The organism is Clostridium sp. MCC328 (assembly GCF_018785465.1).
GTDB lineage: Bacteria > Bacillota > Clostridia > Lachnospirales > Lachnospiraceae > Pilosibacter > Pilosibacter fragilis.
Genome location: NZ_WQPW01000020.1, coordinates 1 through 23,770 on the forward strand (window position 1 = coordinate 1; position 23,770 = coordinate 23,770).

21 protein-coding genes are annotated in these 23,770 nt (G+C 45.8%); 2 read left to right on the plus strand and 19 right to left on the minus strand.

The window, feature by feature from the left end; translation table 11 throughout:
* Positions 1-42: 42 nt before the first annotated feature.
* The 7 genes from GPK83_RS04085 to GPK83_RS04115 all read right to left on the minus strand — a co-directional run bounded on the left by GPK83_RS04085 (position 43) and on the right by GPK83_RS04115 (position 6,870).
* Positions 43-195: a hypothetical protein gene (locus tag GPK83_RS04085; protein WP_215704079.1), complete on the minus strand. Its 153-nt coding sequence runs from the start codon at positions 193-195 to the stop codon at positions 43-45.
* Positions 188-1,141, minus strand: coding sequence for an ABC transporter permease (locus tag GPK83_RS04090; protein WP_117470108.1), 954 nt, complete (start codon positions 1,139-1,141; stop codon positions 188-190). The genes GPK83_RS04085 and GPK83_RS04090 overlap by 8 nt, the downstream gene beginning before the upstream one ends.
* An 83-nt stretch (positions 1,142-1,224) precedes the next feature.
* The gene (locus tag GPK83_RS04095; RefSeq protein WP_215704080.1) at positions 1,225-2,844 is read right to left on the minus strand and encodes an ABC transporter substrate-binding protein; all 1,620 of its coding nucleotides are present in this window, start codon (positions 2,842-2,844) and stop codon (positions 1,225-1,227) included.
* Between the two features lie 232 nt (positions 2,845-3,076).
* On the minus strand, positions 3,077-3,952 hold the full coding sequence (locus GPK83_RS04100) for a LysR family transcriptional regulator (RefSeq protein WP_215704081.1): 876 nt from the start codon (positions 3,950-3,952) through the stop codon (positions 3,077-3,079).
* A 97-nt stretch (positions 3,953-4,049) separates the two neighbouring features.
* Entirely contained in the window at positions 4,050-5,312 is a 1,263-nt protein-coding gene (locus tag GPK83_RS04105; protein ID WP_215704082.1) for a 2-hydroxycarboxylate transporter family protein, read from the minus strand.
* A 35-nt stretch (positions 5,313-5,347) separates the two neighbouring features.
* The gene (gene greA / locus GPK83_RS04110) at positions 5,348-5,851 is read right to left on the minus strand and encodes a transcription elongation factor GreA (RefSeq protein WP_015552730.1); all 504 of its coding nucleotides are present in this window, start codon (positions 5,849-5,851) and stop codon (positions 5,348-5,350) included.
* A 248-nt stretch (positions 5,852-6,099) separates the two neighbouring features.
* Entirely contained in the window at positions 6,100-6,870 is a 771-nt protein-coding gene (locus GPK83_RS04115) for a sulfite exporter TauE/SafE family protein (RefSeq protein ID WP_021905198.1), read from the minus strand.
* A 231-nt stretch (positions 6,871-7,101) separates the two neighbouring features.
* Between GPK83_RS04115 and GPK83_RS04120 the strand changes: the two genes are divergently transcribed.
* Positions 7,102-8,079, plus strand: a complete 978-nt coding sequence (locus GPK83_RS04120; protein WP_215704083.1) for a LysR family transcriptional regulator — start codon at positions 7,102-7,104, stop codon at positions 8,077-8,079.
* Positions 8,080-8,210: 131 nt separating this feature from the next.
* On the opposite strand, the gene GPK83_RS04125 is transcribed toward GPK83_RS04120, so the two are convergent.
* Positions 8,211-9,431 (minus strand): pyridoxal phosphate-dependent aminotransferase, encoded by a 1,221-nt coding sequence (locus GPK83_RS04125; RefSeq protein ID WP_117503377.1) that lies wholly within the window; start codon positions 9,429-9,431, stop codon positions 8,211-8,213.
* A 178-nt stretch (positions 9,432-9,609) separates the two neighbouring features.
* Here GPK83_RS04125 and GPK83_RS04130 point away from each other — a divergent pair, with 178 nt between their 5' ends.
* Complete coding sequence (locus tag GPK83_RS04130; protein ID WP_215704084.1) at positions 9,610-10,497, plus strand: LysR family transcriptional regulator; 888 nt, start codon at positions 9,610-9,612, stop codon at positions 10,495-10,497.
* A 195-nt stretch (positions 10,498-10,692) separates the two neighbouring features.
* On the opposite strand, the gene GPK83_RS04135 is transcribed toward GPK83_RS04130, so the two are convergent.
* The 11 genes from GPK83_RS04135 to GPK83_RS04185 all read right to left on the minus strand — a co-directional run bounded on the left by GPK83_RS04135 (position 10,693) and on the right by GPK83_RS04185 (position 23,297).
* The gene (locus GPK83_RS04135) at positions 10,693-11,121 is read right to left on the minus strand and encodes a RidA family protein (protein ID WP_015552739.1); all 429 of its coding nucleotides are present in this window, start codon (positions 11,119-11,121) and stop codon (positions 10,693-10,695) included.
* Between the two features lie 33 nt (positions 11,122-11,154).
* A complete protein-coding gene (locus GPK83_RS04140; RefSeq protein ID WP_215704085.1) occupies positions 11,155-11,925 on the minus strand; it encodes an IclR family transcriptional regulator in 771 nt (256 codons plus the stop codon).
* An 80-nt stretch (positions 11,926-12,005) separates the two neighbouring features.
* A complete protein-coding gene (locus GPK83_RS04145; protein WP_215704086.1) occupies positions 12,006-13,193 on the minus strand; it encodes a M20 family metallo-hydrolase in 1,188 nt (395 codons plus the stop codon).
* Positions 13,194-13,211: 18 nt separating this feature from the next.
* Positions 13,212-14,651 carry an amidohydrolase family protein gene (locus tag GPK83_RS04150; RefSeq protein ID WP_252196233.1) on the minus strand — a complete coding sequence of 480 codons (1,440 nt, stop codon included), beginning with the start codon at positions 14,649-14,651 and terminating at the stop codon, positions 13,212-13,214.
* Positions 14,652-14,695: 44 nt separating this feature from the next.
* A complete protein-coding gene (locus tag GPK83_RS04155; protein WP_215704087.1) occupies positions 14,696-15,661 on the minus strand; it encodes a D-2-hydroxyacid dehydrogenase in 966 nt (321 codons plus the stop codon).
* A 113-nt stretch (positions 15,662-15,774) separates the two neighbouring features.
* The gene (locus GPK83_RS04160; RefSeq protein ID WP_215704088.1) at positions 15,775-16,449 is read right to left on the minus strand and encodes an aspartate/glutamate racemase family protein; all 675 of its coding nucleotides are present in this window, start codon (positions 16,447-16,449) and stop codon (positions 15,775-15,777) included.
* Complete coding sequence (locus tag GPK83_RS04165) at positions 16,449-17,732, minus strand: aminotransferase class I/II-fold pyridoxal phosphate-dependent enzyme (protein WP_215704089.1); 1,284 nt, start codon at positions 17,730-17,732, stop codon at positions 16,449-16,451. The genes GPK83_RS04160 and GPK83_RS04165 overlap by 1 nt, the downstream gene beginning before the upstream one ends.
* Before the next feature lie 267 nt (positions 17,733-17,999).
* On the minus strand, positions 18,000-18,410 hold the full coding sequence (locus GPK83_RS04170; RefSeq protein ID WP_182427714.1) for a VOC family protein: 411 nt from the start codon (positions 18,408-18,410) through the stop codon (positions 18,000-18,002).
* A 203-nt stretch (positions 18,411-18,613) separates the two neighbouring features.
* A complete protein-coding gene (locus tag GPK83_RS04175) occupies positions 18,614-20,089 on the minus strand; it encodes an amino acid carrier protein (RefSeq protein WP_215704090.1) in 1,476 nt (491 codons plus the stop codon).
* A gap of 605 nt (positions 20,090-20,694) precedes the next feature.
* Entirely contained in the window at positions 20,695-21,888 is a 1,194-nt protein-coding gene (locus GPK83_RS04180; protein ID WP_215704091.1) for a Zn-dependent hydrolase, read from the minus strand.
* A 77-nt stretch (positions 21,889-21,965) separates the two neighbouring features.
* Positions 21,966-23,297, minus strand: a complete 1,332-nt coding sequence (locus GPK83_RS04185; protein WP_120041331.1) for a sodium-dependent transporter — start codon at positions 23,295-23,297, stop codon at positions 21,966-21,968.
* Between the last annotated feature and the right edge of the window lie 473 nt (positions 23,298-23,770).

Here is a 23,770-nt window from a genome sequence, read left to right on the forward strand (position 1 = left end):
GCTACATGGGTCAATTTTGGGATTCATGGTACAGTTACCAGTTCAGATACTGCTCCGTGAATAATTCAGGATAAATATAATAACAAGGACGAGCATACCGCCAAGCATCGCACCTTTATTTTTCCGGAACTGATGCAGTACCTCAGCCATCTGGCTTCTTGCTTTTCTCGGAGCGTTTTTTACCGTTTTAGCCATTCTTTTTCCTCCTTTTTACGGTTGCATACTGTGCCTTGATCCGTGGATCCACCGCTGCATATAAAAGGTCAACGATAAGTAAAACAATACTTACAAGAATTGTCGTCATAATAATGCTGCCGGTTACCAACGGAGTATCTCTCATGTTTAATGAATCGACGATCAGACGACCGACTCCCGGCCATGCAAATACAGTTTCTGTCAGGACACTTCCTCCAAGTACTCCCGCTAACTGTGTTCCCATGATCGTAATGATCGGGATCAAAGCATTTCGGAGCGCATGAGACATAATGACTGTTTTTTCCGAGATTCCCTTTGCCCTGGCAGTTCTTAAATACTCCTGCTTCAGAACATCCAACATCGACGATCTTGTCGTTCTGGTCAGTGTTGCCATCAGACCTGTACCGATCGTGACAGCCGGAAGTACGATCGACGACAGCGTCTGATCACCTCCCGATGGGAACCAATGAAGATTGAGGGAAAATGCGATGATCAGCAGAAGACCAAGCCAGAAGTTTGGCATCGATAGTCCAAGCATCGCCAGAATCATACTAATATTATCCTGAATACTTCCCTGCTTTGTCGCAGAATAAATACCCAGAGGAACTGATAAAAGGATTGAAACAAGAATAGATGCAAAAGAAAGTTTAATAGTTGCCGGAAGTTTTTCTACATATGTGGAAAACACATCGGTCTTTGACACATAAGAAACGCCCATATCACCATGGAGCATTCCGATCATATAATCTGCATAGCGCAGAACCACCGGCTTATCAAGTCCAAGATCATGACGGATCTCCGCGAGCTCCTCAGTAGTCGCACCCTCCGGTGCCATAAGATCTACCGCATCTCCGGGTGCCAGATCCATGATAAAAAACACAAGAAATGAGACGCCGATGATAACCGGAATCATCATGAGTAATCGCTTTATAATATAACGATGCATAGGATCCTCCTTTGCTTTCTTTCGTATTCTGACTCATATTAGTTGCGGACCGCAATAGCGGTCCGCTGATAAGATTCCTACATTTAGTCTGCCGGTACAAAAACTTTAGAGTAATCGTGATGGGAAGTCGGGTAAATATCGATTCCTCCGGTTCCCTTTTTCACACCGATAAAACCATCTGCATAGTAAAGTGGAATATACGGAACATGCTCATGAACATTTTCCTGAATCTCTTTATAATACTCTTTTCTCTTTGCCTCATCTGTTTCTGCAACAGCCTTATCAAGAAGCTCCATGACTTCCGGATCATCGTAGTGTGCTTTGTTTACTGCAGAACCCGGCTGAAGGATTCTTCTTGCATCATCACCGAAGATATTGAATCCCATACCGTAGATACAGGACTGATGGTCACCCTTTGTTGTACTTGTGCTGAGGCCTGCGGAGTCAAGCTCTACAATATTGATCGCGATTCCGATCTCCTTAAGCTGGCTCTGTATCATCTCCGCAATTGTCTTTCTCTCTGCTCCGCTTACAGTAACATCAAGTGTTGCGCCGCCGTTCGGATATGCCTTTGCCAGATACTCTTTTGCTTTATCCGGATTGTACTCATAACCGCCGCAGTCATAAAATCCATATTCATTCCAGCCCCAGAAAGAGGTTGCTTTCTTTCCACGTCCCTCTGCTGCTACAGCGATAATGCTGTCAACGTCAATTCCATATGCAACTGCTTTTCGAAGATCTTCATTGTCTGCCGGGGATTTCTGTGTATTAAACGCAAAGTAGGAAAGAGATCCGCCGTCATAACTGATCAGATCCAGATTCGGATCAGCCTCGATCGTTCCAAGCTCGATCGTTGCCGGCTCCATACAGATATCAACTTCTCCGTTCTGTAATGCGATCAGACGTGCAGAATCTTCCGGAATATAGCGGAATGTGAAAGTCTTCGCGTTCGGAGCGCCTCTCCAGCTGTCCTCGAATGCAACGAGCTTCGTATAGTTTCCAAATTCATAGGAATCGATCTGCCATGGACCTGTTCCGATTCCTGTTCCTTCTGTCGGATCATCGGTAACTGCTTTTTCACTGAGGATCGATGTAGTCGGTATCGTCATCATATATGGCCAGTCAAGGTTCGGATTGATAAGGACCATTTTAACTGTCATATCATCGACTGCCTCAACCGATTCCAGTTTTGTATATAAGTTGTTGCTGGAGGTTGTTCCCTGCATTCTGTTAAATGTAAATACAACATCAGATGCTTTTAAAGTTTCACCGTTGTGGAATTTTACGCCATCTCTCAATTTAAAAATGTATGTCTTTCCGCCATCATCGGTACTCCACTCTGTCGCAAGCTGCGGTTCCAGCTCACTTGTCGTATTGTTAAAGTGAACCAGTGTATCATGCACCATTCGGAACATATAGTTATGCTGCGTGTTACTTACTTCCATAGTATCGATCGTTGTATGTTTTGTTTTCAATCCCATCGCGAGATCTTCTTTTAATTGAACTCCTTCCGGCGGAGTCAGGGGATTCAGATCACCTGATGCATCTGCCGTTCCTGTTGTCTGCTTTCCCGGATCAGCTGTCTCGGTTCCCGCTGTCGCAGCCGAACCACCGGATGACGATTTTGAACATCCGACTACGCTCGCTGCAAGCATCGTTGTCATAAGCGCCGCTGCCGTAATACGATAAAAGCTTTTTTTCATGATTTCCTCCTTTTGTAATCAACAACTACTGGTAACAAAAATGATATAAACACGACAAAAGCGCTCCTTTTTAAGAAGGTCTCTTGGGCCTTCACCATAGATTTATATGGCTGATTCTTAAAAAGATGCGCTTTCTTTTATGGGTCAATTATATAATAATTATATATGTTATTCAAATATTATTCATGAATGACTTACATTCTCATTTCGAATGAATTTAGCACAATTTTATTTATTCTTCTTTAATACTATTAAAATATTTTTCTGTGTATTTGCAGAATTTCTCCAATTCCTCTGTCATTTTCAGATCTTTCTGCAGGATCAGATACAGAGATCGTTTGAATTCGTTGTTATCGATCGGCCGATAACAGACATTTGCAAAATCTGTCTCGCTTCTCAGGTGATCTCTCCAGGAATACCTTGGCCAGATGGTGATCCCCACCCCTTCCTGCACCATGCGTCTCAAAACATGAACGTTATCACATTCAAATGCAATATCCGGAATAATCCCTTCTTTTTCGAATATTGCGTCTGAAATCGTCCGGATACTTCCTCCACTTCTCAACATAACAAATTTTTCATTTCTGATATCCGACAACCTGACTTTTTCCACATTTCTCAACCACGAATCTTTATGAAACGCGAGACACAATGGCTCTTCCATTAATTTTACTGCATTGCTGAACACATACTGAGGCAGTGTACTTCGAATGCAGACATCCCACTTCGTTGCCTCTCTGCGATCTAATACCTGAAAAAAAACATCCGGATTTTCCTCCCGGAATTCGCGAATCAGTTCCGGAACAAGCAGCCCTCCGGTCAAAACATTCAAACGGATGAGTTTCTTCTTCTGTCTATTGTGGAATTCCAACGGAAGCCGTTCTATTTCCTCAAGCAAAGGAACTACCCTTTCCTGCAATAAATATCCATCACGGGTAAGCACACAGGATCTTCCGTTTTTTCGAAGTAACTCTGTTTTTAATTCGCGCTCCAGTGATTGGATCGCCTTACTGATGGAAGGCTGGGATACATTCAATTCCTGCGCCGCCATCGTGATATTTTCATATTTCGCCGCATATACAAAATATCGAAGCTGATATATTTCCATCTTTGTCACTCCCCTGTTTTTAATACATAATAACTGTTCATACCAAAATCAACGCAACAGGTACAAAAGCCTGCTGCGCTGATACATGATCCGGATCCTATCCCACCATCTGCACTAATATTCCTCCGAGCGTCAGCATCAGCGCTCCGCAGGATCTTGTAACGATCTGCGCAAACGGCAGAAGCTCCATTCTATGCGCACTGCTCAAAACAGCTACATTGCCGGAACCGCCCATATTTGTCGTACACATCCCCGCTGCGATGGCTGATTCCAGTGGGAAAAAGCCGACAAGCTTTCCAAGAACTGACGCCGTAAACGTAATGATCCCCACGATGAGTACCACCGTGATCAGATATAACGGTGTCAGAGTCTTTAAAATTGTATTCAGATCGATCAGGGTAAAGCCGATCCCCGCAAGTGCCGCCGCAGTCCAGCTCTTGATGGCAAACTGCCCCCACTCTCTTGCTGCATCCTCCAGCTCTTCGGACATGATGCCGGTTCCCTTCACAAGCACGACCGCAATGATCATCCACGCATACGTCGGGATCACAGGAACAAACCTGTGCAAGATCGCGCCAAGCTGATAAAAGGCGAACGCAATGATCATCCCGGTACATAAAGACGCAAATGTCGGCTTCAATGGCGGTGTCTTTTTCACCGTTTTTCCATCATTCACCAATACACCGTTTCCGGTCGTCTCCGGGTGTTTTTTTCCGAAATTGTTTAAAAGACCGCCAAAAATAATCGCTACACAGTTTCCAAGCACTGTGGCCGGTGCCATCTTTGTCAGCACATCCGCCGCTTCCACGCCGAGCGCCTGGGAGTACATGGCAGAAAGAGGAACTGTACCCGCTGTCATTCCGCCGCTGGTCATAGGCACTCCGATATAGAGGATCCCGCCCCAGAAACCTTCCCCAAGGATGATCCCCATAATTCCTGAAAGCAGAATTCCCATAGAAAGAGAGGTCACCGCCACCGGCAGAAGCTTCACGGTAGCCCTGAGCAGAAGATTCCGGTCGATATTAAAGAGACTGCCGCAGATCAGCGCCGCGATATAAAAGATCAGGAAGCCACTGTCATTGACAAAATAATCGAGCGTCTCAATCGTCTGCTCGGGAATCAGTCCGCCTGCCGTGAGGATCGCAGAACCGAGAATACAGATCACAGATCCTCCGAGATACGTCTTCACCACCGGTACGTTATTTCCAATCGCATTTAAGCCCTCACCGAATACCATCAACACTAAAAACGCCGGGACCAGACTCTTCGGGACACAGCCCGTAAACATACATGCCGCCGTCAGCGCCAGGATGAGGACATACAATGGCAGCGGAAACCCCGCCACTTTAAAATCCTTCATACTCAACCTCTCTGTCTTCTTTAAAAATGTCTTCTTTAAAAACTCCGGATCGCATCGCTTCCGTCATCCACGGTCTTCTCCAGACGCTTGATGATCACGTCATATCCGGCCCTGTCATTCACCTGCACATGTACCCGGTCACCGACCTTATGCCCCAGAAGTGCCCTTCCGAGCGGTGACTCGGAACTGATCAGTCCCTTTAAGGAATTTCCGCGGATCGTCGTAACGATCTTATAGGTCTCCGTCTCATCGTCATCCTCAAAATACACGTCCACCGTGTTGTAGAGACCGACCTCATCGTCTTTTGACTCATCAGAGACCACCTTCGCCGTCCGGATCATTCTCTCCAGATACCGGATCCGGCTCTCATTCTTGTTCTTGTCCTTCTTCGCTGCATAATATTCAAAATTTTCACTTAAGTCGCCCTGGGCTCTCGCCTCTTTTACCGCCTCGATCGCCTCTTTCCGGACCACAAGTTTCCGGTATTCGATCTCCTCTTCCATCTTCTTTATATCATTTTTTGTTAACTCATCATACATAGTTTTTCCACTTCTTTCCTGAATTCTTTTAACACTATCTTATCTCATTCCTACCTTAAATACAAGCCCTGAGGAATCCGGCTTCCTCCAAATATACCGGTAGTCTTATCCGATGCGCATCATTGGCACATTCGCGCCTTTTGTGTAACTGGGAATTTCCTGTTACACAAAAAGAGCCGGTCCGCAGTAGGACCAGCCCTTTTATATGGGTAAACAAAAACAGGTAAACCTTATTGGATTTTATGCATTTAACCCCACAGATGATTCTGCCAGGCAAATTTGATCACAGTGAGGATTACTACGACTAACATCACCGGTTTGATGATCTTCTCGCCCTTCCTGATCGCCAGATTAACGCCGACGAGGTTTCCTGCAATGGCACAGAGTGCTGCCGGACACGCGATCTCGTAAGCGACATTTCCCGTTTTCACATAGCTTACAAGAGCGATGGCGTTCGTAAGTACGATAAGGACCTTACCGTTACCGGACGCACATCTTGCATCATAGTGCATGATCATCGTAAACGCAATGATCGCTACGGTACCGATCCCCGGTCCGAAAAGACTGTTGTAAAATCCCATGATCACGCCGACGATCAGGGCCTGAACAACTGTTTTTTTTGATATCTCGCTTCTCATGATCACGTTTCTCGCGTCTGTCTTTCTGAGAACCATAATGAGGGCGATCACCGGAAGTGCCACCGTGATGGCCTTCTGAATGCTCTCCTCCGGAAGAAGAAAGATGATCTTTGTTCCGATCCATGCCCCCGTCATTGCCGTGATGGCTGAGACCAATGCGATCCTCAGATCGACCATGTTGTTTTTAAAATACTTGATCGCTGAGACCAGGTTTCCGAGACCTGCCTGCAGTTTGTTGCAGCCGTAAGCCGAACGGACCGGCAATCCGATCATTAAGTATGTCGGCAGCGCAATCAATCCTCCGCCTCCGCCGATGGAATCAATAATACCCGAAATAAAGAAGATCGGGCAGATGATAAGCAATGTTTTTAAGTAACTCATTTCCTTCTCCCTTTTTGCACAGCCCACGTTCTTTCATCATCTCCGGGAAACTGTCTCCACTGTGCTGCTATTCGTATTTGCTGTTATATTGATCCGTCAAAAGCTCTCTTCCCGGCACATAAATCTTTTAGTCTCTCTCAAGATCGTCTTGAATATATCACGTTTCTCCTATATAATCAAATTTATAATATTGATATTTTCCATTAATTATATTTATATGAGGAGAACAAAATGTTCCAGTCAAAAGACTACATCTACGAAATTTACCGCTGCGGAAGTTTTTCCGCCGCGGCAAGAAACCTCTATATCACCCAGCCCGCTATCAGCATTGCAGTAAAAAAAGAAGAGCAGGAGTTAGGACAGCCCATCTTCGAGCGTTCTTCCTCCCGTCTTCTTTTAACTGACGCCGGCCGCGCCTACATCGATGCCGTGGAAAAGCTCCACCGCATTGAAGATGATCTGAAGGTCTACTGCAACGATCTCTCAAACCTCAAAACAGGAGCTCTGAGGATCGGCGCCTCCAGCTTCTTCCTCTCCAGCATCGTTCTCCCGGTCGTTGCCGAATACAGCCGCCGCTATCCCGGAATCTCTCTGGACGTTCAGGAAGCGCCATCTCTTGAATTACAAAAGCGTCTCGCGAATGAGGCGCTCGATATCCTCGTGGATCCGGTGGACCAGCAGGGTGACACCTTCGACTCCGTCATCCTCTTCGAGGATCACTTTCTCCTCGCTGTCCCAAGTGCTCCAAATTTCTTTGCCTCTATGGGAATAAAAAAAGACCTTCTTCCTGCGGCATTCACCGCCGACGAGATCCGCCGCGGTGTTCATTTAGATCCGGCTGCGCCTTCCGTCTCCCTCTCTTCCTTCGCAAAGGCCCCGTTCCTGCTGCTTCGCCCGGAGACCATTGCCTACGAACGTGCCGTAAGGCTCTGTGCCCAGAATGGCTTTGCCCCAAATATCCGCCTGCAGTTAGATCAGCTCGCCACCGCCTACCGCTCCTGCGGTGCCGGTCTCGGCATCACACTCCTGTCTGACACCGTTGTCCGGATGTCCGACCACGATGAACCTGTCGTCTTTTACAAGCTGGACTCCGATGATGTGAGCCGCGACATCGCTGTTATGTGGAAGAAAAAGAGATATGTATCAAAGGCTATGGAGGAATTTACGAAGCTGGCGGTGGAGATGTTCGCAAAAGATTCATTTTCCTGACACGCAGCAAAAACACCTTTCCATACATTTTGGGGGTAACCACTGTATGGAAAGATGTTTTTCGTTTTCAAGAAGGATTTTTATGGTAAAAACAAGTTCAACCGAAAAGAAAACTTTTGTGGCTAAAAGTTTTATACGCGGTAACGGTCTACCATCTCGCAGATTCTCTTAACAGCGTCAACAGCCCTATCATGATCCTGAGAGAAATTCATGCGGATGAAGTCGCTGTACTGCTTACCGAACTCGGTACCCGGAGTCACGGTAACACTTGCCTGTGCGCGGCAGAGTTTTGTAAACTGGAAGATATCCACTTTTAATTTCGGAAGCTGCATGAAGATATAGCTTCCGCCCTCTGTCGGACGTGCCCAACATCCCGGACAGCTGTTGATCACTTTCAGGATATCATCACGGATCTGTCTATGGTCAGCGATACGTTTCTCCATCCACCCTTCCGGCTCAGAAAACCATCTGTAGAAGGCCGCCTGATTATAACCTGCGCATCGCAAGGAAACAACTGCCTGTAATTTCTCCATGCGTGTGATGATCTCTGGGGTACCGTAGCCGACTCCGAGACGGAAACCGCTTAAGGACTCTGTTTTTGACGGTCCCATGATGGTGATCAGCTTATCCGGCTTCTCCGGAAGTGAACGCATATGTGTGTAAGTGAAATCTTTTTCAAGGATCTGGCGGCTGTAAAGTTCGTCTGCCAAGATCGCAACATCGTATTTCTTTGCAAGTCTGGCGATCTCAGAAACCTCTTCTTTTGAGAAAACCGCGCCGGTCGGGTTGTTCGGATTGGAGTAGAGGAACAGTTTTACACCGTTCTTGAAAGCCTCTTCCAGTTCCTTTAAGTCGATACCGGATGTGTGCGGTGCTGCGTCCTTCCAGTTCATGTGGATCGGAACCATCTCACCCTCAAAGAATTCAACAAGTTTGCGGTTGTCGAAATAATCCGGCTCTACGATGGCAACCTTGTCGCCTCTGCCGACTAAAGAACCCATTGCCAGAAAAAGTGCTCCCTGTGTACCCGGTGTAAGAATGATCTCTGTTTTCGGATCAACCGGAGCTCCACTATATTCTGCAAGTTTCTCCGCAAGATATTCACGGATCGCACCTTTACCTCTGTATTCCGTGTATGCCTGAAATGTACCATCGACACAGTAGTGTTTTACGAAGGTCTCAAGGCTTCCCGGGATCGGCTGATGCGCATTTACATCACCGTGGGAGAAATCTACTGCCGGTCCCTCAATTTTCCCACCGATCATCGGGAGCTCTTCCGCTTTCTGAAGTCCCTCCTGACCCGGTGCGTTGTCTGTGCCAAGTCTGGCGAATTTTTCTGCTAAATAGTCCATAATCTACCTCTCCTTTTATGAATTTCTGTCAGGATCATGCGTGTGTGCTTCAATTGTATTCTGTAAGAATTACCTTTCTCTTTGTATCTATACAATAACACAGAACACTTATATTGTAAAACGGATAAATCAGATGTATAATATATGCAAAGCAGATGTTTAAAAGGATGGATCACCTATGAATGACGAAGTTTTGGAGACCTACTTAAATATAGTAAAGACCCATAGTCTGACAAAGACAGCGGAAAATATGTTTATCTCCCAGTCCGCGGTGAGCAACCGTCTGATCAGCCTGGAAAAAGAGCTGAACGTCAAATTGATTGAGAGAAGTCCCGGACAAAAAGGAATCCTGTTGACGCAAAAAGGGGAAGAATTTGTTGAATTCGCCAAACGCCATCAGGAATTAAACCGCCAGATCCAGGACTGGAGCCGCGGCGATGTGACAGAAGTTCTGCGGGTCGCCTCCGTCATCAGTCTCACCGACTATGTGAAGGGCTTTTACCGGGAACTTCTCGGAAAAGGAAAGCTCTCCATCACTCTTGCGACTCACTGGACTGACCGGATTATTTCCATGCTGGAAAATCGGGAGACAGATATCGGGATCACGCCGCGGGTATTCTACTCGAAAGCGGTAGAGGCCGTCCCGATCTTTCAGGAATCCCTGTATCTCGTAAGCAGCCGGAGTGTCTCCAGCTATCCTGATTTCATCGATGCGAAGACCTTAAAACGAGCCCATGAAATCTATTTCGACTGGGGAACAAATTTCGTCGAATGGCACGAAAGCCAGATGAATCCTCTTGAACTTCCGCTGATGATCACGGACACGACAGAATTACTCCCGGAATTACTCCGTATCCCGGATTCTTTTTGTATCATTCCGGCATGTATTTTCAAGAACTTCCATGATCCGGACCTAAAGCTCTCAAGGATCACTCCGGAACCGCCGCCCCGGATCTGCTATCTTCTCAAACTGAAAGAACCGCACTCACAAAAGCAGGAGCTTGTCAGACAGTTTGAGCAGGAATTTAAGGAATATGTCCGAAAACTGGAGGACGTATCGTTATAAACCTGTATACACGTCAAAAAAATGTGCCTCGCGCGGTCGCCTGCGACAATCCGCCTCTTTGCGCGAGTGCGCATCTTTGGCACGTCAGTGCCTTTTTGTGTAACAGGGAATTCCTCGAAATTTCCTGTTACATAAAAAAGACCACTGAGCAGGATCTTTCCCATCAGTGGTCTTCTTTTATAGCATGAATTTATTTTACTTTCCTACCCCCGCAATGATCGCGATCTCCACCGGAGCTTCTCCCGGAAGAACCGCAACACCGACAGCTGCGCGGCTTCCAACACCAGATTCTCCAAGCTCCTCGCAGAAATACTCAGACGCGAAATCCGCGATCTTCGGCTGCTTTGTAAAATCCGGCTCAGAGTTTACATAAACTGTAATCTGCATGATCTGTACGATTTTCTCGCCCTCTTCCAGCTTATTTTTTGCAGCTGTGAGCGCATTTTTCGCAGCCTGTACAACAGCTTCCTTATAATCAGCAATATCATCAGATGCTTTTACTTTTCCTGTCCTGATCAGAACACCATTATTTCTTGGTGTCATACCTGCTGTAAAGATCAGATTGCCAAATCTCGTTGCCGGTACATACTTTCCCTGCGGAATCGGATTTGCTTCTTTTGCCATAATAAAATACCCCCGTATTCTCTAAATTTTTACTTACTCTGTCTGGCTTCTGGCGCCCTCAAGGCCTCTTGCAGAATCCATAAGCACTTTTGCAATCTCTTCCATATTCTTCTGTTTTACACGTTTTTCTTCCCCGATTACAGCGAGTGAATAGACCGCATATCCACTTTTATCCCGAATGGGGACAGAGACAGATGCTACTCCCTCGTTTTGCTCGGAAATGGAGACACAAAACCCCTGTTCCCGAATTTTCTGCAGCTCTGCTCGAAGTGATTCCTTCTCTTCTGTTCCTTTCGGTGAGTCAGCGAACCCAGCATCCAGAACAGAATTGATAAATTTCTCCGGCTGCCATGCAAATAGCGTCTTTCCGGTAGATCCCTTTAAGAGATTTCCGGCTCTTCCCACCTTCGATTCGATCCGAAGCACATTGGAAGACTGAACTTTTTCCACACAGACCGGAATCCCGTCTATCATCTTCGTGAGAACCACATCCTCGTTGTACATGTCTCTCAACCGATGCATTTCTTCCAGAATCATATCTTCCGTGGAAGTATTTCTGGTCACCATAGCGGAAACCTGTAGGATTCTCGTTCCCAGACGGTATTTTCCATTCGGAGAATCCTGCACCAGCCATCCTTCATGAAGAAGTGTTTTTACGATATTAAAGGTCGTTGTCCGCTGCAACTTCAGCTCATTGCTGATCTCCGCAATTCCCAGATACTGGGTATTCAATTTTCCATACAGTTCCAAAATCTTGACTGCCCTGATAATTGAGTTGATATACTGGGGATGCTTTTCTTCCATAATTTCCTCCTGATGCCGGGTCTGTCCGGATAATATACATATTCCCAGTATATCAGCCCTGTTTTAAAAAAGCAATTCTTTTAACCCTCAGTGTCAAGTCTGAGAACGGTTTCATAAAGAACGTCTGCACCTTTTTCCAGGTATTCCGGATCTGTCCACTCTTCTTTGCAGTGGCTTAATCCACCTTTGCTTGGTACAAAAATCATTGCAGACGGAACTTTATGAGCCATTGGATTTGCGTCGTGACCAGCGCCACTCGGCATGACTACATGCTTTGTCATACACGTTTCCGCTGCCTGTCCGATCACATCCATCAGGTGTGAATCACACTGGACGGAACCTTTATTGATCTTATTGGTGATCGTAAATTTGACCGTATCGATTCCCGCCGCAATCTCACGGATCCTTTTGATCAGCTCATCGGTCTTTTCCGTTTCCATGTGGCGCATCTCAAATATGCACTGTACACGTCCCGGAATCACATTTTCAGATCCCGGATCACAGGTAATCGTTCCAACGGTAAGTACAAGTTTATCATCAATCTCCCGGCACGCCTTGTCTGACTCCACAATGAGTTTTGCCATGGCAACCATGGCATCTCTTCTCTTTTTCATCATGGTCGTTCCAGCATGGTTGCTCTGACCACTCGCTGTCACAACATAACGGATCACACTCACGATACCACTTACAACACCGATATCGAGTCCCTCATTGTCCAGATAGTCTCCCTGTTCAATATGGGCCTCCAGATAGCACTTCACATCAGAAAATTCCCTCTGGCATCCCATAATTTCGTCCACCGTATGCCCGTAAACAGCCAGTGCGTCTCCAAGTCCCAGCTGTTTTGGATCCACCAGACCTGTAACTGCTCTGCTTCCAAACGTACCTCCAATCGGATTGGATTCCTCTGCGTTAAAGCCATAGATTTCAATCGGATGTTCCAGCTTTTTTCCCTCATCCACAAGGCGTTTTACTACTGCAAGACCAGACGCAACACCGTAAGCTCCGTCAAAGAGTCCTCCGTGTGGCACGGTATCCATGTGGGAACCGATCAGGATGCTTTTTGCACCTAACCGTGTTCCCGGTAAAATTCCATGAATATTTCCGGCGGCATCCCACTCTGTTTTCATTCCGAGAGACTTCATCTGTTTTTCCACCGCCGTTGCAGCTTCAAAATATTCCGGACTGTAACATGTTCTTGTGTAGGATCCATCCTCATTTTTTCCAAAACTTGCGATATCTCTGAGAATTTCATTTACCTGATTCATATCTGCCACCTCGGTCTCTTAGTGATTTCTGACAGGACGTACAAATTCTCCCCATCCGGACGCACTCTCATCAACAACACCATTTTCCATAACAACACGTCCGCGGACAACCGTGCAGTCCACGCTGCAGCCAAGCTTCCAGTCCTCATAGACTTTCATGATGCCCTTCGCCTGAGAATAGCTGTCCTCTGCCTTGCATGTAACTTCTTTATTTAAATCAATGATAACAAGATCGCCGTCCGCACCGGAAGTGATTGTTCCCTTCTGTGGAAAGATATTGAAACACTTCGCCGGATTTACACTTAAGAGCTCGATGATCTTTTCAAGGCTGATACCACGCTTCATGCCCTCTGTCACCATTAACGGAAGACGAAGGTCGATTCCCGGAAATCCGGACGGAGACAGGAAAATATCCTTATTTCCATTTTTATCGAGTTTTTCTTTCTCAGATACCAGGAACGGGCTGTGGTCACTTCCGATGAAATCCACGGTGCCATCCTTAACATAATCCCAGAGTCTCTCTACATCTTCTTTCTTTCTGAGAGCCGGATTACACTTCGCGTAAGCACCGTATTTCTCTACATAGCTCTCGTCGAGAAGAAGATAGTGCGGACAGGTTTCTACATAAACCGGCTGCCCCTCTGCTTTTGCCTGTTTTGCAAGTTCCATAGCCTGCCATGTTGATACATGAACGAGCTCAATCGGGCATCCTACATCTTTACCAAACTTTAACATTTTGGAAATCGCCTCGATCTCAACGATCGGAGGTCTGGATTCGCAGTGTGCGATGTTCTCGTTCTGGCGCCCCTGCTCACGGAGACGTTTGATAAAACCGGTTACAAGTTCATTATCTTCCGCATGTGCCGCAATCGTAAGTCCTGTTTTCTTTACTTCCTCGAGCACACGATATAACTGGTCATTATTGGCACTTGTCAAGCCTTCAAACTCAGCGTCTCGCCCCTCCGGTGCGTCATGTAAAAATGTCTTATATGCAACGATCCCCTCATCTGCCAACGGCTCGATCGCCTCCGGATGTTGTCCGCCTGCTGCTCCGAAGAAGCAGAAGTCTACACAGCTTCCTTTTTCATGACGGTCATTTGCCGCGCACTCTTCACCTTTACAAATGCTGATACGATTCTTTAAAATCTCTCCATTCCATTGCGGCGGCATGGAGATCGGGTGCTCAAAGAATGTTGTACATCCGCCTGCTGCCGCTGCACGGGTTCCAACTTCAAATGTCTCTCTCTCCCAGTGGCCCGGATCACGATAATGTACGTGGGTATCAATGCCGCCCGGAATCACATGTTTTCCGGACGCGTCGATCGTCCGTGCTGCCTCCGGGAGAAATCCAGGCTCCGTGATCATCGCAAATTTTCCATCTTTAATTCCAACATCTGCAAGACGGAAACCGCCTTCCAGAAATACAAGTCCATTTACAACCGCAAGATCTAACATCATATTCTGTCTCCTTTTCCGCTATTTGGGCTCACTGTTCCCCAATATTAAAGGCGGATCACATTCTCGAGCTGCTCGCCTGCCATAAAGTGCTTTAAGTTACGTACGATCAGTTTTCCAATCAGAAGCGTCCAGCTGTCACCCATTCCGGATTTATGCGCCGTGATAAACATATTATCAAGATCCCAGAGCGGGCTTTCTTTCGGAAGCGGCTCTTTTTCAAACACATCGCAAGCTGCCCACGCGATCTTCTTTTCTTTTAATGCGCGGTAAAGGGCCTCTTCATCCACGATCGGGCCTCTCGCGAGATTCATAAGCATTGCGGTTGGTTTCATATGATCAAATGCGTCATCATTAATGATATGGCGGGTTGCCGGGAGAAGCGGAAGGTTGATGGAAATAAAATCACTCTCTTCAAGTACGGAATTGATACCATCTCCGCCTTTATAGTAATGATCAAGAAGAGAAAGGGCACTCTCCGGAAGATCCGCTACATCATAAGCTACGATTCGCATACCGAATGCCTTTGCTCTCTTCGCAATTTCCTGTCCGATGGAACCGAAGCCCAGAATACCGAGCGTTTTTCCGTAGAGATCCTGATAGCAGATGCACATCCACTGATCCTGTCCGAACATATTCCAATGATGATTCTTTTTATCCATCTCGATCTCACGGCCTTTTCTTGCGTAAAAAAGCATCTTAAAGATCACATCTTCAGCAATAGACATACTCATAACGCCACGGCTGTTTGTCAATGTGATTCCTCTTCGCTTGATCTCTTCACAGTCAGCTGCATCATATCCTGCACCTGTTCCCTGAAGCCATTTTAACTTCGGCATGCGGTCTAACAAACTTTTCTGCATCAAAAACGGCTGTCCCACCATCGCTTCTACATCGGAAAGATCAATGGACTCATCGCGGAACTGATCATCCGTTAAAAACAGAATGTCTTTTTTGATATCATCTGAGATCAGATATTCGTATAATTCGTTGCAGACATACTTGTAACCCATAATCTATATTCCCTGGTAACCGCCCCACTTATCCTTGGGGTGCTACTTCCTTTCCTTTTTTATTTGCTATTCTTAATCTGCGCTTTCCTCGTTACATTTCAAAAACTTCCTAATCATGTACCGGAACTTTTTCCACCACTATAATACCGTACTTTGCTCGTTTTGTAATGGTTTCTCACGATTCCTTCTGCCATCGCCAGACCGCAGACAACACCGTCTAATACCGGTGCGCCAAGTTCCCCAGAAAGTTTTTCTGCCAGGTCGCAGAGACCTGCACATCCAAGAATGATCACTTCTGCCTGATCCTCTTTAATTGCCTTTTGGGCTGCTTTCAGATACTGACTGTAACGGTCGCTGTCCTCCTCCGCCACACGGATGGAGGCAAGCGCATGTTTCATATGATATTCTTCTACGAGGTGCTTTTTGTTCGGGACAGAATAAGCGTCTGTCTGGAGAATCGAGAAAGAATTTCCGAGCATAGCTGCTGTTATCATCGATGCCTCCCCGACACCAATCACCGGTTTTTCTGTAAGTTCACGAAGTAACTTCAGATTCGGGTCACAGGCGCATGCCACAACAAATGCGTCGGCATCCTCGTATTGTCTTACAAGTTCCATCATTCCTGGCTGAGCTCTGGCAGCATCTTCAAATGTATCGATGAACTCCGGTGCCCCCGGTGTCAGTACGGTCACTGCCTCAAACCGGTCTCCCGCATATTTTTTCGCGGCAGCGGCGATGTCTGCTGTCATCGCCGCACTGCTGTTAGGATTGATCACTACGATTTTCACTAAGCATTCCTCTTTTCTTCAAGGATTTTTTCAAGTCCTGCGATCTGTACGCATACACAGAACATCGGGATGGTCTGTTTTAAGTCTTCCATAGACGGACGTGTCGGAGCAAGACGGATATTTGTATCATTCGGATCCTTATGATATGGGTAAGTTGCACCTGGAAGCGCTACCATAACGCCAACGTCGTTCATGAGTTTTAAGACTCTCGCCGCGCATCCTTTATATGTATCAACGGTAATAAAGTAACCACCGTCCGGTTTGAACCAGGTAAGAAGATCCTCATACGGAATATCATTTCTCAATGTATTGTCAACATAGTCAAATTTCGGACGAATCAGTGCAGCGACATCTTCCATGTGCTCTGCAATATGCTCCGGAGATTTTAAGTATTTCACATGACGCATCTGATTGATCTTATCATGGCTGAAGATCTGGAGTTTCAGGCGCTCCTTGATCTCAGCAATATTTTTATCACCGGAAGCGATGATGGATACCGCAGAACCCGGATATGTGATTTTTGCTGTGGAAGCGAAATAAAGGATACGGTCTGTAGTTCCATACTTTTCGGCTTCTCTGTAGATATTTAAGAGCGTATGTTTTTTATATAAATGGTGTACACAGTAAGCGTTATCCCAGAAAATCTGGAAATCCTTTGCTGCAGTCTTCATCTTTGCAAGACGGGTTACACACTCATCGCTATAGATCGCGCCGGTCGGATTAGAGTAAAGCGGTACGCACCAGATACCTTTAATCGAAGGATCTTCACCTGCAAGTTTCTCCACTAAATCCATATCAAGACCATTTTCATCCATCGGGATCGGGATCATTTCAAATCCAAAGGCCTCTGTAATCTTAAAATGGCAATCATATCCAGGAACCGGACATAACCACTTTAAGCCAGTCTGCTGAGACCACGGTTTCTCACCGAGAAGTCCGAAACAATAAATTCTCGCAAATGCATCATAAATCAGGTTAAAACTGGAATTTCCACCAATCACCACATTATCGATTGGGAGATCCAGAAGATTTGCAAATAATCTTCTGCACTCTACAAGTCCGTACATGACACCATAGTTTCTGATATCAGCTCCCTCTTCAGAGATATGGTCGGAATTGTCAAGAATATGGAACATCTCACGATTCAGATCCAGCTGTTCATCGGCCGGAAGTCCACGGCTGATATTGAGATCCAGTCCCAAGCTTTTATAGGAATCATAGGTCTTATTTAATTCTGCAAGTTTTTCTTCGATCTGTTTAATGGTAAGGTCTTTCGCTTTCATGTGATTTTCCTCCTCTTTCTATCCCACTGTTTCTTTGTGTCTCACCCACACCGCCATTCGCGACTGGCGGATTCTTTTTGTATGCATTCATTATTGCCTTTTTAATTCATTATATATGAACACATTCAATTATTATGATTTCATATCCATACAATAGCATACTTGTTAGTGCATGTCAACAAAAATAATCATTTTTTCTATTTAACTTTATGCAAATCGTTCAGACATGCCATCTCTATCCGATATGTAGCAAAACGCTGTTGTCTTCTATTCTTTTCGCCCGCCCATAAGCTGCTGATCTTCCAGTTGAATTCTCTGGAATTCCACCTTATAGTCATCCGGGTCTCTTGTAAAAAAAGCATAGACCGGAAACTTTTCTTGCCGTTTCGGTGGTTCCTTGATTACACAGCCCTTTTCTGTCATCCGTGCATACTGACGATCCACATCTGCCTCATCATGGCAATTCAGAGAGAGACATACCCCCACATCACCGGACGGAATCGGTCGCCCGTCACCATACTGACAAAATCCCCAGTAACCGTACCCTGTATCGAATATCTTCAACATTCCCCCCGCCTGTTCCTGAACTACCGGAAGCCCAACAATATCACGGTAAAAATGAGTTGTTTTTTTTATATCGCTGCATGGTAAAAATGTTACACAATTCTCTATTGCCATATGTACCTCCATATTTCTCGTCTGAACATACTTTTTTCATTTTCCCGATTACGGTACTGTAAACAAAAAGCGGCAATTCCGGGTAGCCGGAATCTTCTGGCCACTAAAATCGCCGCTTGAAATTACATCTTAGCTATTCTGCCATTTATTTCCGACAGGCAGACGAGCTTCTGTACATTTTCCTGTCTCTTTTACAGTAGCTACTATTTTCCACTCTGTTCCTGTCTTGCAAGTTCTTCTTCATAGCTCTTGCACATTTTAATATAATGATGATTTTTATCTGTGATCGCTGTATCATATTTCCGTTCCCCACTCTCCCAGTCTTTTACAAGTCCAAAGAATGGTTTTGCGAGAACAACAAGAGCAATCAGGTTCGGAAGCAGACATAGTCCGGAACCGATATTTGCGAATCCACCATATAAAGCATTTACGTTTGCATATCCTGCAAATACAAGCGGGAATATGAAATATAACCATTTGAGGACTTTAAAAGCCTTTTCACCAAACAGACTGACGCATGCTGTCTCGTAATAAACATAGAAAGAAAGTACTGTTGAGAAACAGAATCCGAAAATACAAAGAGTTACAAGGACGTTGCTGATCGATGCAGGAATTACAGTTTCTACCGCAGCCATTGTTAATGCCACTCCGGATTCTCCGCTGCACCATACATCTTCAGGTGTTAAAATGATCAGTGCTGTCATTGTACAAACAACGATCGTATCGATGAATACCTCTGCAGTTCCCCATAAGCCCTGCTTAAACGGATGCTCTACATCTGCTGTCGCATGAATACACGGAGCCACACCGACACCTGCGTCGTTGGAACCGGTTCCTCGTGCAGCTCCCTGCTGGATCGCTGTCGCGATGGAAGCACCGACAAAACCGCCGACTGCGCTTGTAGGTGTAAACGCATTGATAAAGATGGATGCCAGAGCATGTGGAACATCTGCGATATTTCCACCGATTACAATGATTGCAATAACAAACCAAACAACTGTCATGACAGGGACCATGATCTCGCAGACTTTACCGATTGATTTTAATCCGCCGAGAACCGCTAAAGCGGCTAAAACAACACATACTGCTGCAATCAGATATGGGTTGATATTGTACGCACGGTTTACAGACTCAATAATCGTATGTGTCTGCATAGTAGATGCCATAAATACACAGTTTAAGATAAGACCGATTGTGAAAACCACAGATAATGCCTTTGCATTCATTGCCTTCCGCATATAGTACATCGGTCCACCATAAATAGAAGAACCATCTGGCGCAACCTCACGATAATGCACCGCAAGCGTTACTTCCGCAGTCTTAACACTCATTCCGAGGAACGCAAACAACCACATCCAGAAAACAGCGCCAGGTCCGCCAATCGAGATTGCAGAGGCGGTTCCTGCGATATTTCCCATGCCGATTGTTCCTGCCAAAGCACCTAATACTGCCTGTACAGAAGTAAGTCCCGCCGTATTATTTTCTGTCTTTTCGAACATCTTTCCCAAGGTATTTTTCATAATATACCCAAATTTACGGAATACATAGAACTTCGTACCCACAAGCATATAAACTCCCACAAGAATCAGAAATGCCTGCGTATACCATCCCCACAACAAACCTCCGATCACATTTGACAGTTCAATGATTGACGATACGATCCCTTCTAAAAAAGCCATACCAATCTCCTTTCAACTCTTGTAACATCCTTTTCCTTTTTGCTCGCTGCAGCTTGCATTCATAATATATGAATGTCTTCATTTATTATGAACTTATGCCTTCAGTATAACGAGAGAGGGATTTATTGTCAATAAGAAGTTTGACTTTAATATGTAGATTTAGGAGGTGTATTTATGGTTATTTTTCACAATTTATAATATTAATCTTCTCCGTCTATGTGTAATCTGACATAAATATTCTCTGTTTTTCACAAATCACACGTTTCACTTCCCTGACCTGATGTCTCTTATGATTTACGAAAACAATCGTGTCCTGGCATACCCGGATGCCCCACGCGGTTGTTTGCAGGAATCTACAGATTCGCACAAATGCATATTGTCGGCACGTTAATGCCTTTTATGGATTCGAAACCCCCTCAGAATCTTCTATTGCACAAAAAAACAAGTTCTTCCTTCTATGAATCACTGTCTATCAATCCATATTGGAAAAACTTGTTTTTATTGCTTCTATTTTCCGATTATTGCAGCCGCATCTGCTCTTTTATGATTCCTGCCCCCGTTTTTTACTGAACAGCCACATTTCATTTTTCTTTCATCTGTAAAACTTAAACTCCATTTTCATCCAGTTTTAACACAGTCTGATACAGAACATCCGCTCCCATATCGATATGTTCCGGTTTTGTATATTCGTCTCCCTGATGGCTGATGCCCTTGACACTCGGAACAAAGATCATACCGATTGGGACACCTTCGTGGGCCATCGCATTTGCATCATGACCTGCACCGCTGGGCATGATGATATGGCTGATTCCCTTTTCCGTGCAGACATCGTCGATCAGTTTGATCAATCTCGGATCACACGGTGTGGAATATTTGGCACTGGTATTTACAAATTCAAACTCACAGTTCGGAATCTCTTTTGCGAGTGCCTGAATATCTGCATAGAACTGATCTGTTACAGCCTTGTCCATATGACGCATCTCAAAGTTCGCCACAGCCTGTCCCGGAATTACATTTTCCTGTCCGGGTGATACAGCGATCTTTCCGACCGTGAATACAAGTGTGTCATTCAGTTCTCTTGCCCGCTCTTCTGCTGCTACGATCAGCTTTGCCATTCCGACAAGCGCATCTTTTCTGTTAGCCATCATCGTTGTGCCCGCATGGTTGCTCATGCCTTTTGCCGTTACCTTATAGTCGATGATGCTGACGATTCCGCTGACAACTCCCACATCGATTCCCGTATGATCGAGTTTATCGCCCTGTTCGATATGATATTCCAGGTAGCACTCATACTTGCTGATATCTCTCTTGGCTGCTTTTGCTTTTTCCGGACTGCAGCCAAACTTTGCTAATTTTTCCGCATATCCGGGAATGTCCGGATCGAGCATCCCTGTCACGCATCTGCTTCCAAATGTACCGCCAAGAATACTGGACTCTTCCATATTAAAGCCCCATATCTCCAACGGATGGCGCAGGGTACGTCCTTCATCCTTTAAGCGGGCTGCAACTTCCAATGCACCGGTCACACCCAGCATTCCATCGTAAACACCGCCCTGCATAACTGTATCCATGTGGGAGCCGATCACAATGGATTTTGCTTCCGGGTCACTCCCCTGCAATACGCCATGAAGATTTCCGACCGGGTCAGTCTCCACCTGCATTCCCAGCTCCTGCATGCGTCCTTTTAAAAACTCAAGCGCCTGAAAATATTTTTCTGAAAATCCCAGTCTTGTGATCGAACCATCTTCGTTCCGTCCAATATTGCCCGCCTGTTGGAGCAATTCGTTTAATCTGCTCATTTTTAGTCATCTCCTCCATTAAGTTTTCCACATGCCGTCCTCAGATTTCTCCTGACGAAACATGAAAGTATCTCTTATCAGCCAATTCCTCCAAGCAGCGCCCCCGCCACAAGTGCGAGAAGCGCAGCCGGAACCAATACATATTTTCCAAGCGGCATAAACCAGCTGCCGATCGGTTTTTTCGTTCCTTTGTTAACTGCTGTAAGCGCAAAATCCTTTCCGGCTACCCAGAAAAACATGATAGCGGCAAGCATCGCGCCAAGCGGACAGATATAAATGGAGACCGCATCCATCCATCCGGAAACGATTCCCTGGATCATCAGGGAAATGATACCGCCAAGCATCGCGATCACTGCAACCGCAATTTTCCGCCTGAACCCAAACCGCTCCTGCATCATCTCTACCGGTGCCTCATAAAGATTTACCAGAGAGCTTAAGCCTGCAAACAAAACACAGACATAAAAGACTATCTCTACACACCATCCGCCCGGCATGCCATTAAACACATTCAGCAGATAAATAAACATCAGCCCCGGTCCGCCTGACGATAGTTCTGCGCCTCCCACTGCCATGCCCGGTATAATGACGAGTGCCGCAAGAAGCGCCGCTAATGTATCAAAAAATGCTACATTTCTTGCTGAGCTGACCACATCCTCTTCCTCGCTCAAATAAGAACCGTAAATGACTGTTCCATTTCCTGCGATGGAAAGCGAAAAGAATGCCTGGCCGAACGCGTAGATCCAGAGTCTTGGATCAAAAAGCCCTTTAGGCTCCAGTGTAAAAATATAACGATATCCATGTTCCGAACCTGGAAGTGTAAAAATATATATGCCGAGCCCAACAAACAGGATAAAAAGCATCGGCATCATGATCTTATTCGCTTTCTCAATTCCGCCGGAAATTCCATATGCCATGATCACCGCGGTTACAAGCATTGCGATCACCTGCCATACATTATTTCCAAATGCGGCGGCTGTACCTCCAAACAAGCCTTCGATCGCGGCTACGTCCTGCCCTAAGTGGAAGAGACCACCGGAAAGTGCAAAAAATGTATATTTAAAGATCCATCCTACGACCACGCTATATCCGATCGCCAATGCCAGGGATCCGATAACCGGAATCACACCGATCACCTCTCCTGTCCGCTTATTTCCGGTGCGGATCTCCGTACATTTACCGAATGCTTTGATCGGTCCGCTCTTTGCCGCGCGGCCAAGCGCCATTTCCTCGATCACTCCGGTAGAAGCGATCAAAATGACAAACAGAACATATGGAAGCAGGAACGTCATTCCACCCCATTCTGAAACCATATATGGGAATCTCCAGATATTCCCCATACCAACAGCCGACCCAATGCAGGCCAGCACAAATCCTGTCCGGCTCTTAAAGCCATCTCTATGTTTTCCCATACACTTACAACAGCCTTAGAACAGCTATGTCCCCTTTCTCATGATTCATGTTTAAACTTTTTTGAGCGTGTGACCCTCATGCATGAACTCTATCGCGTGCTGTCGGCAATTTCTGCTGATACATTCAGCCAGCATTTCCGAACATATTTTATCATACCATGCAATCCTATGATTTACAAGCATTTGAAATTGTTGCTACGACCGCAGTGGAGCGGAGACATTCGAACCGTTCGAGCCCGGCAGGGCTCGAACATACAAAAAAGAGCCATCCATCGGATGTCTCTTTTCTGTATCATTGAAAGCACGAGACGTCGCAGAACGTCCGGGGGACGTTCGCCTGCGACGACCGGAGCGGAGCGGAGACATTCGAACCGTTCGAGCCCGGCAGGGCTCGAACATAGAAAAAAGAGCCATCCATCGGATGACTCTTTTTTCTATCTCTTTGAGAGCACGAGACGGGATTCGAACCCGCG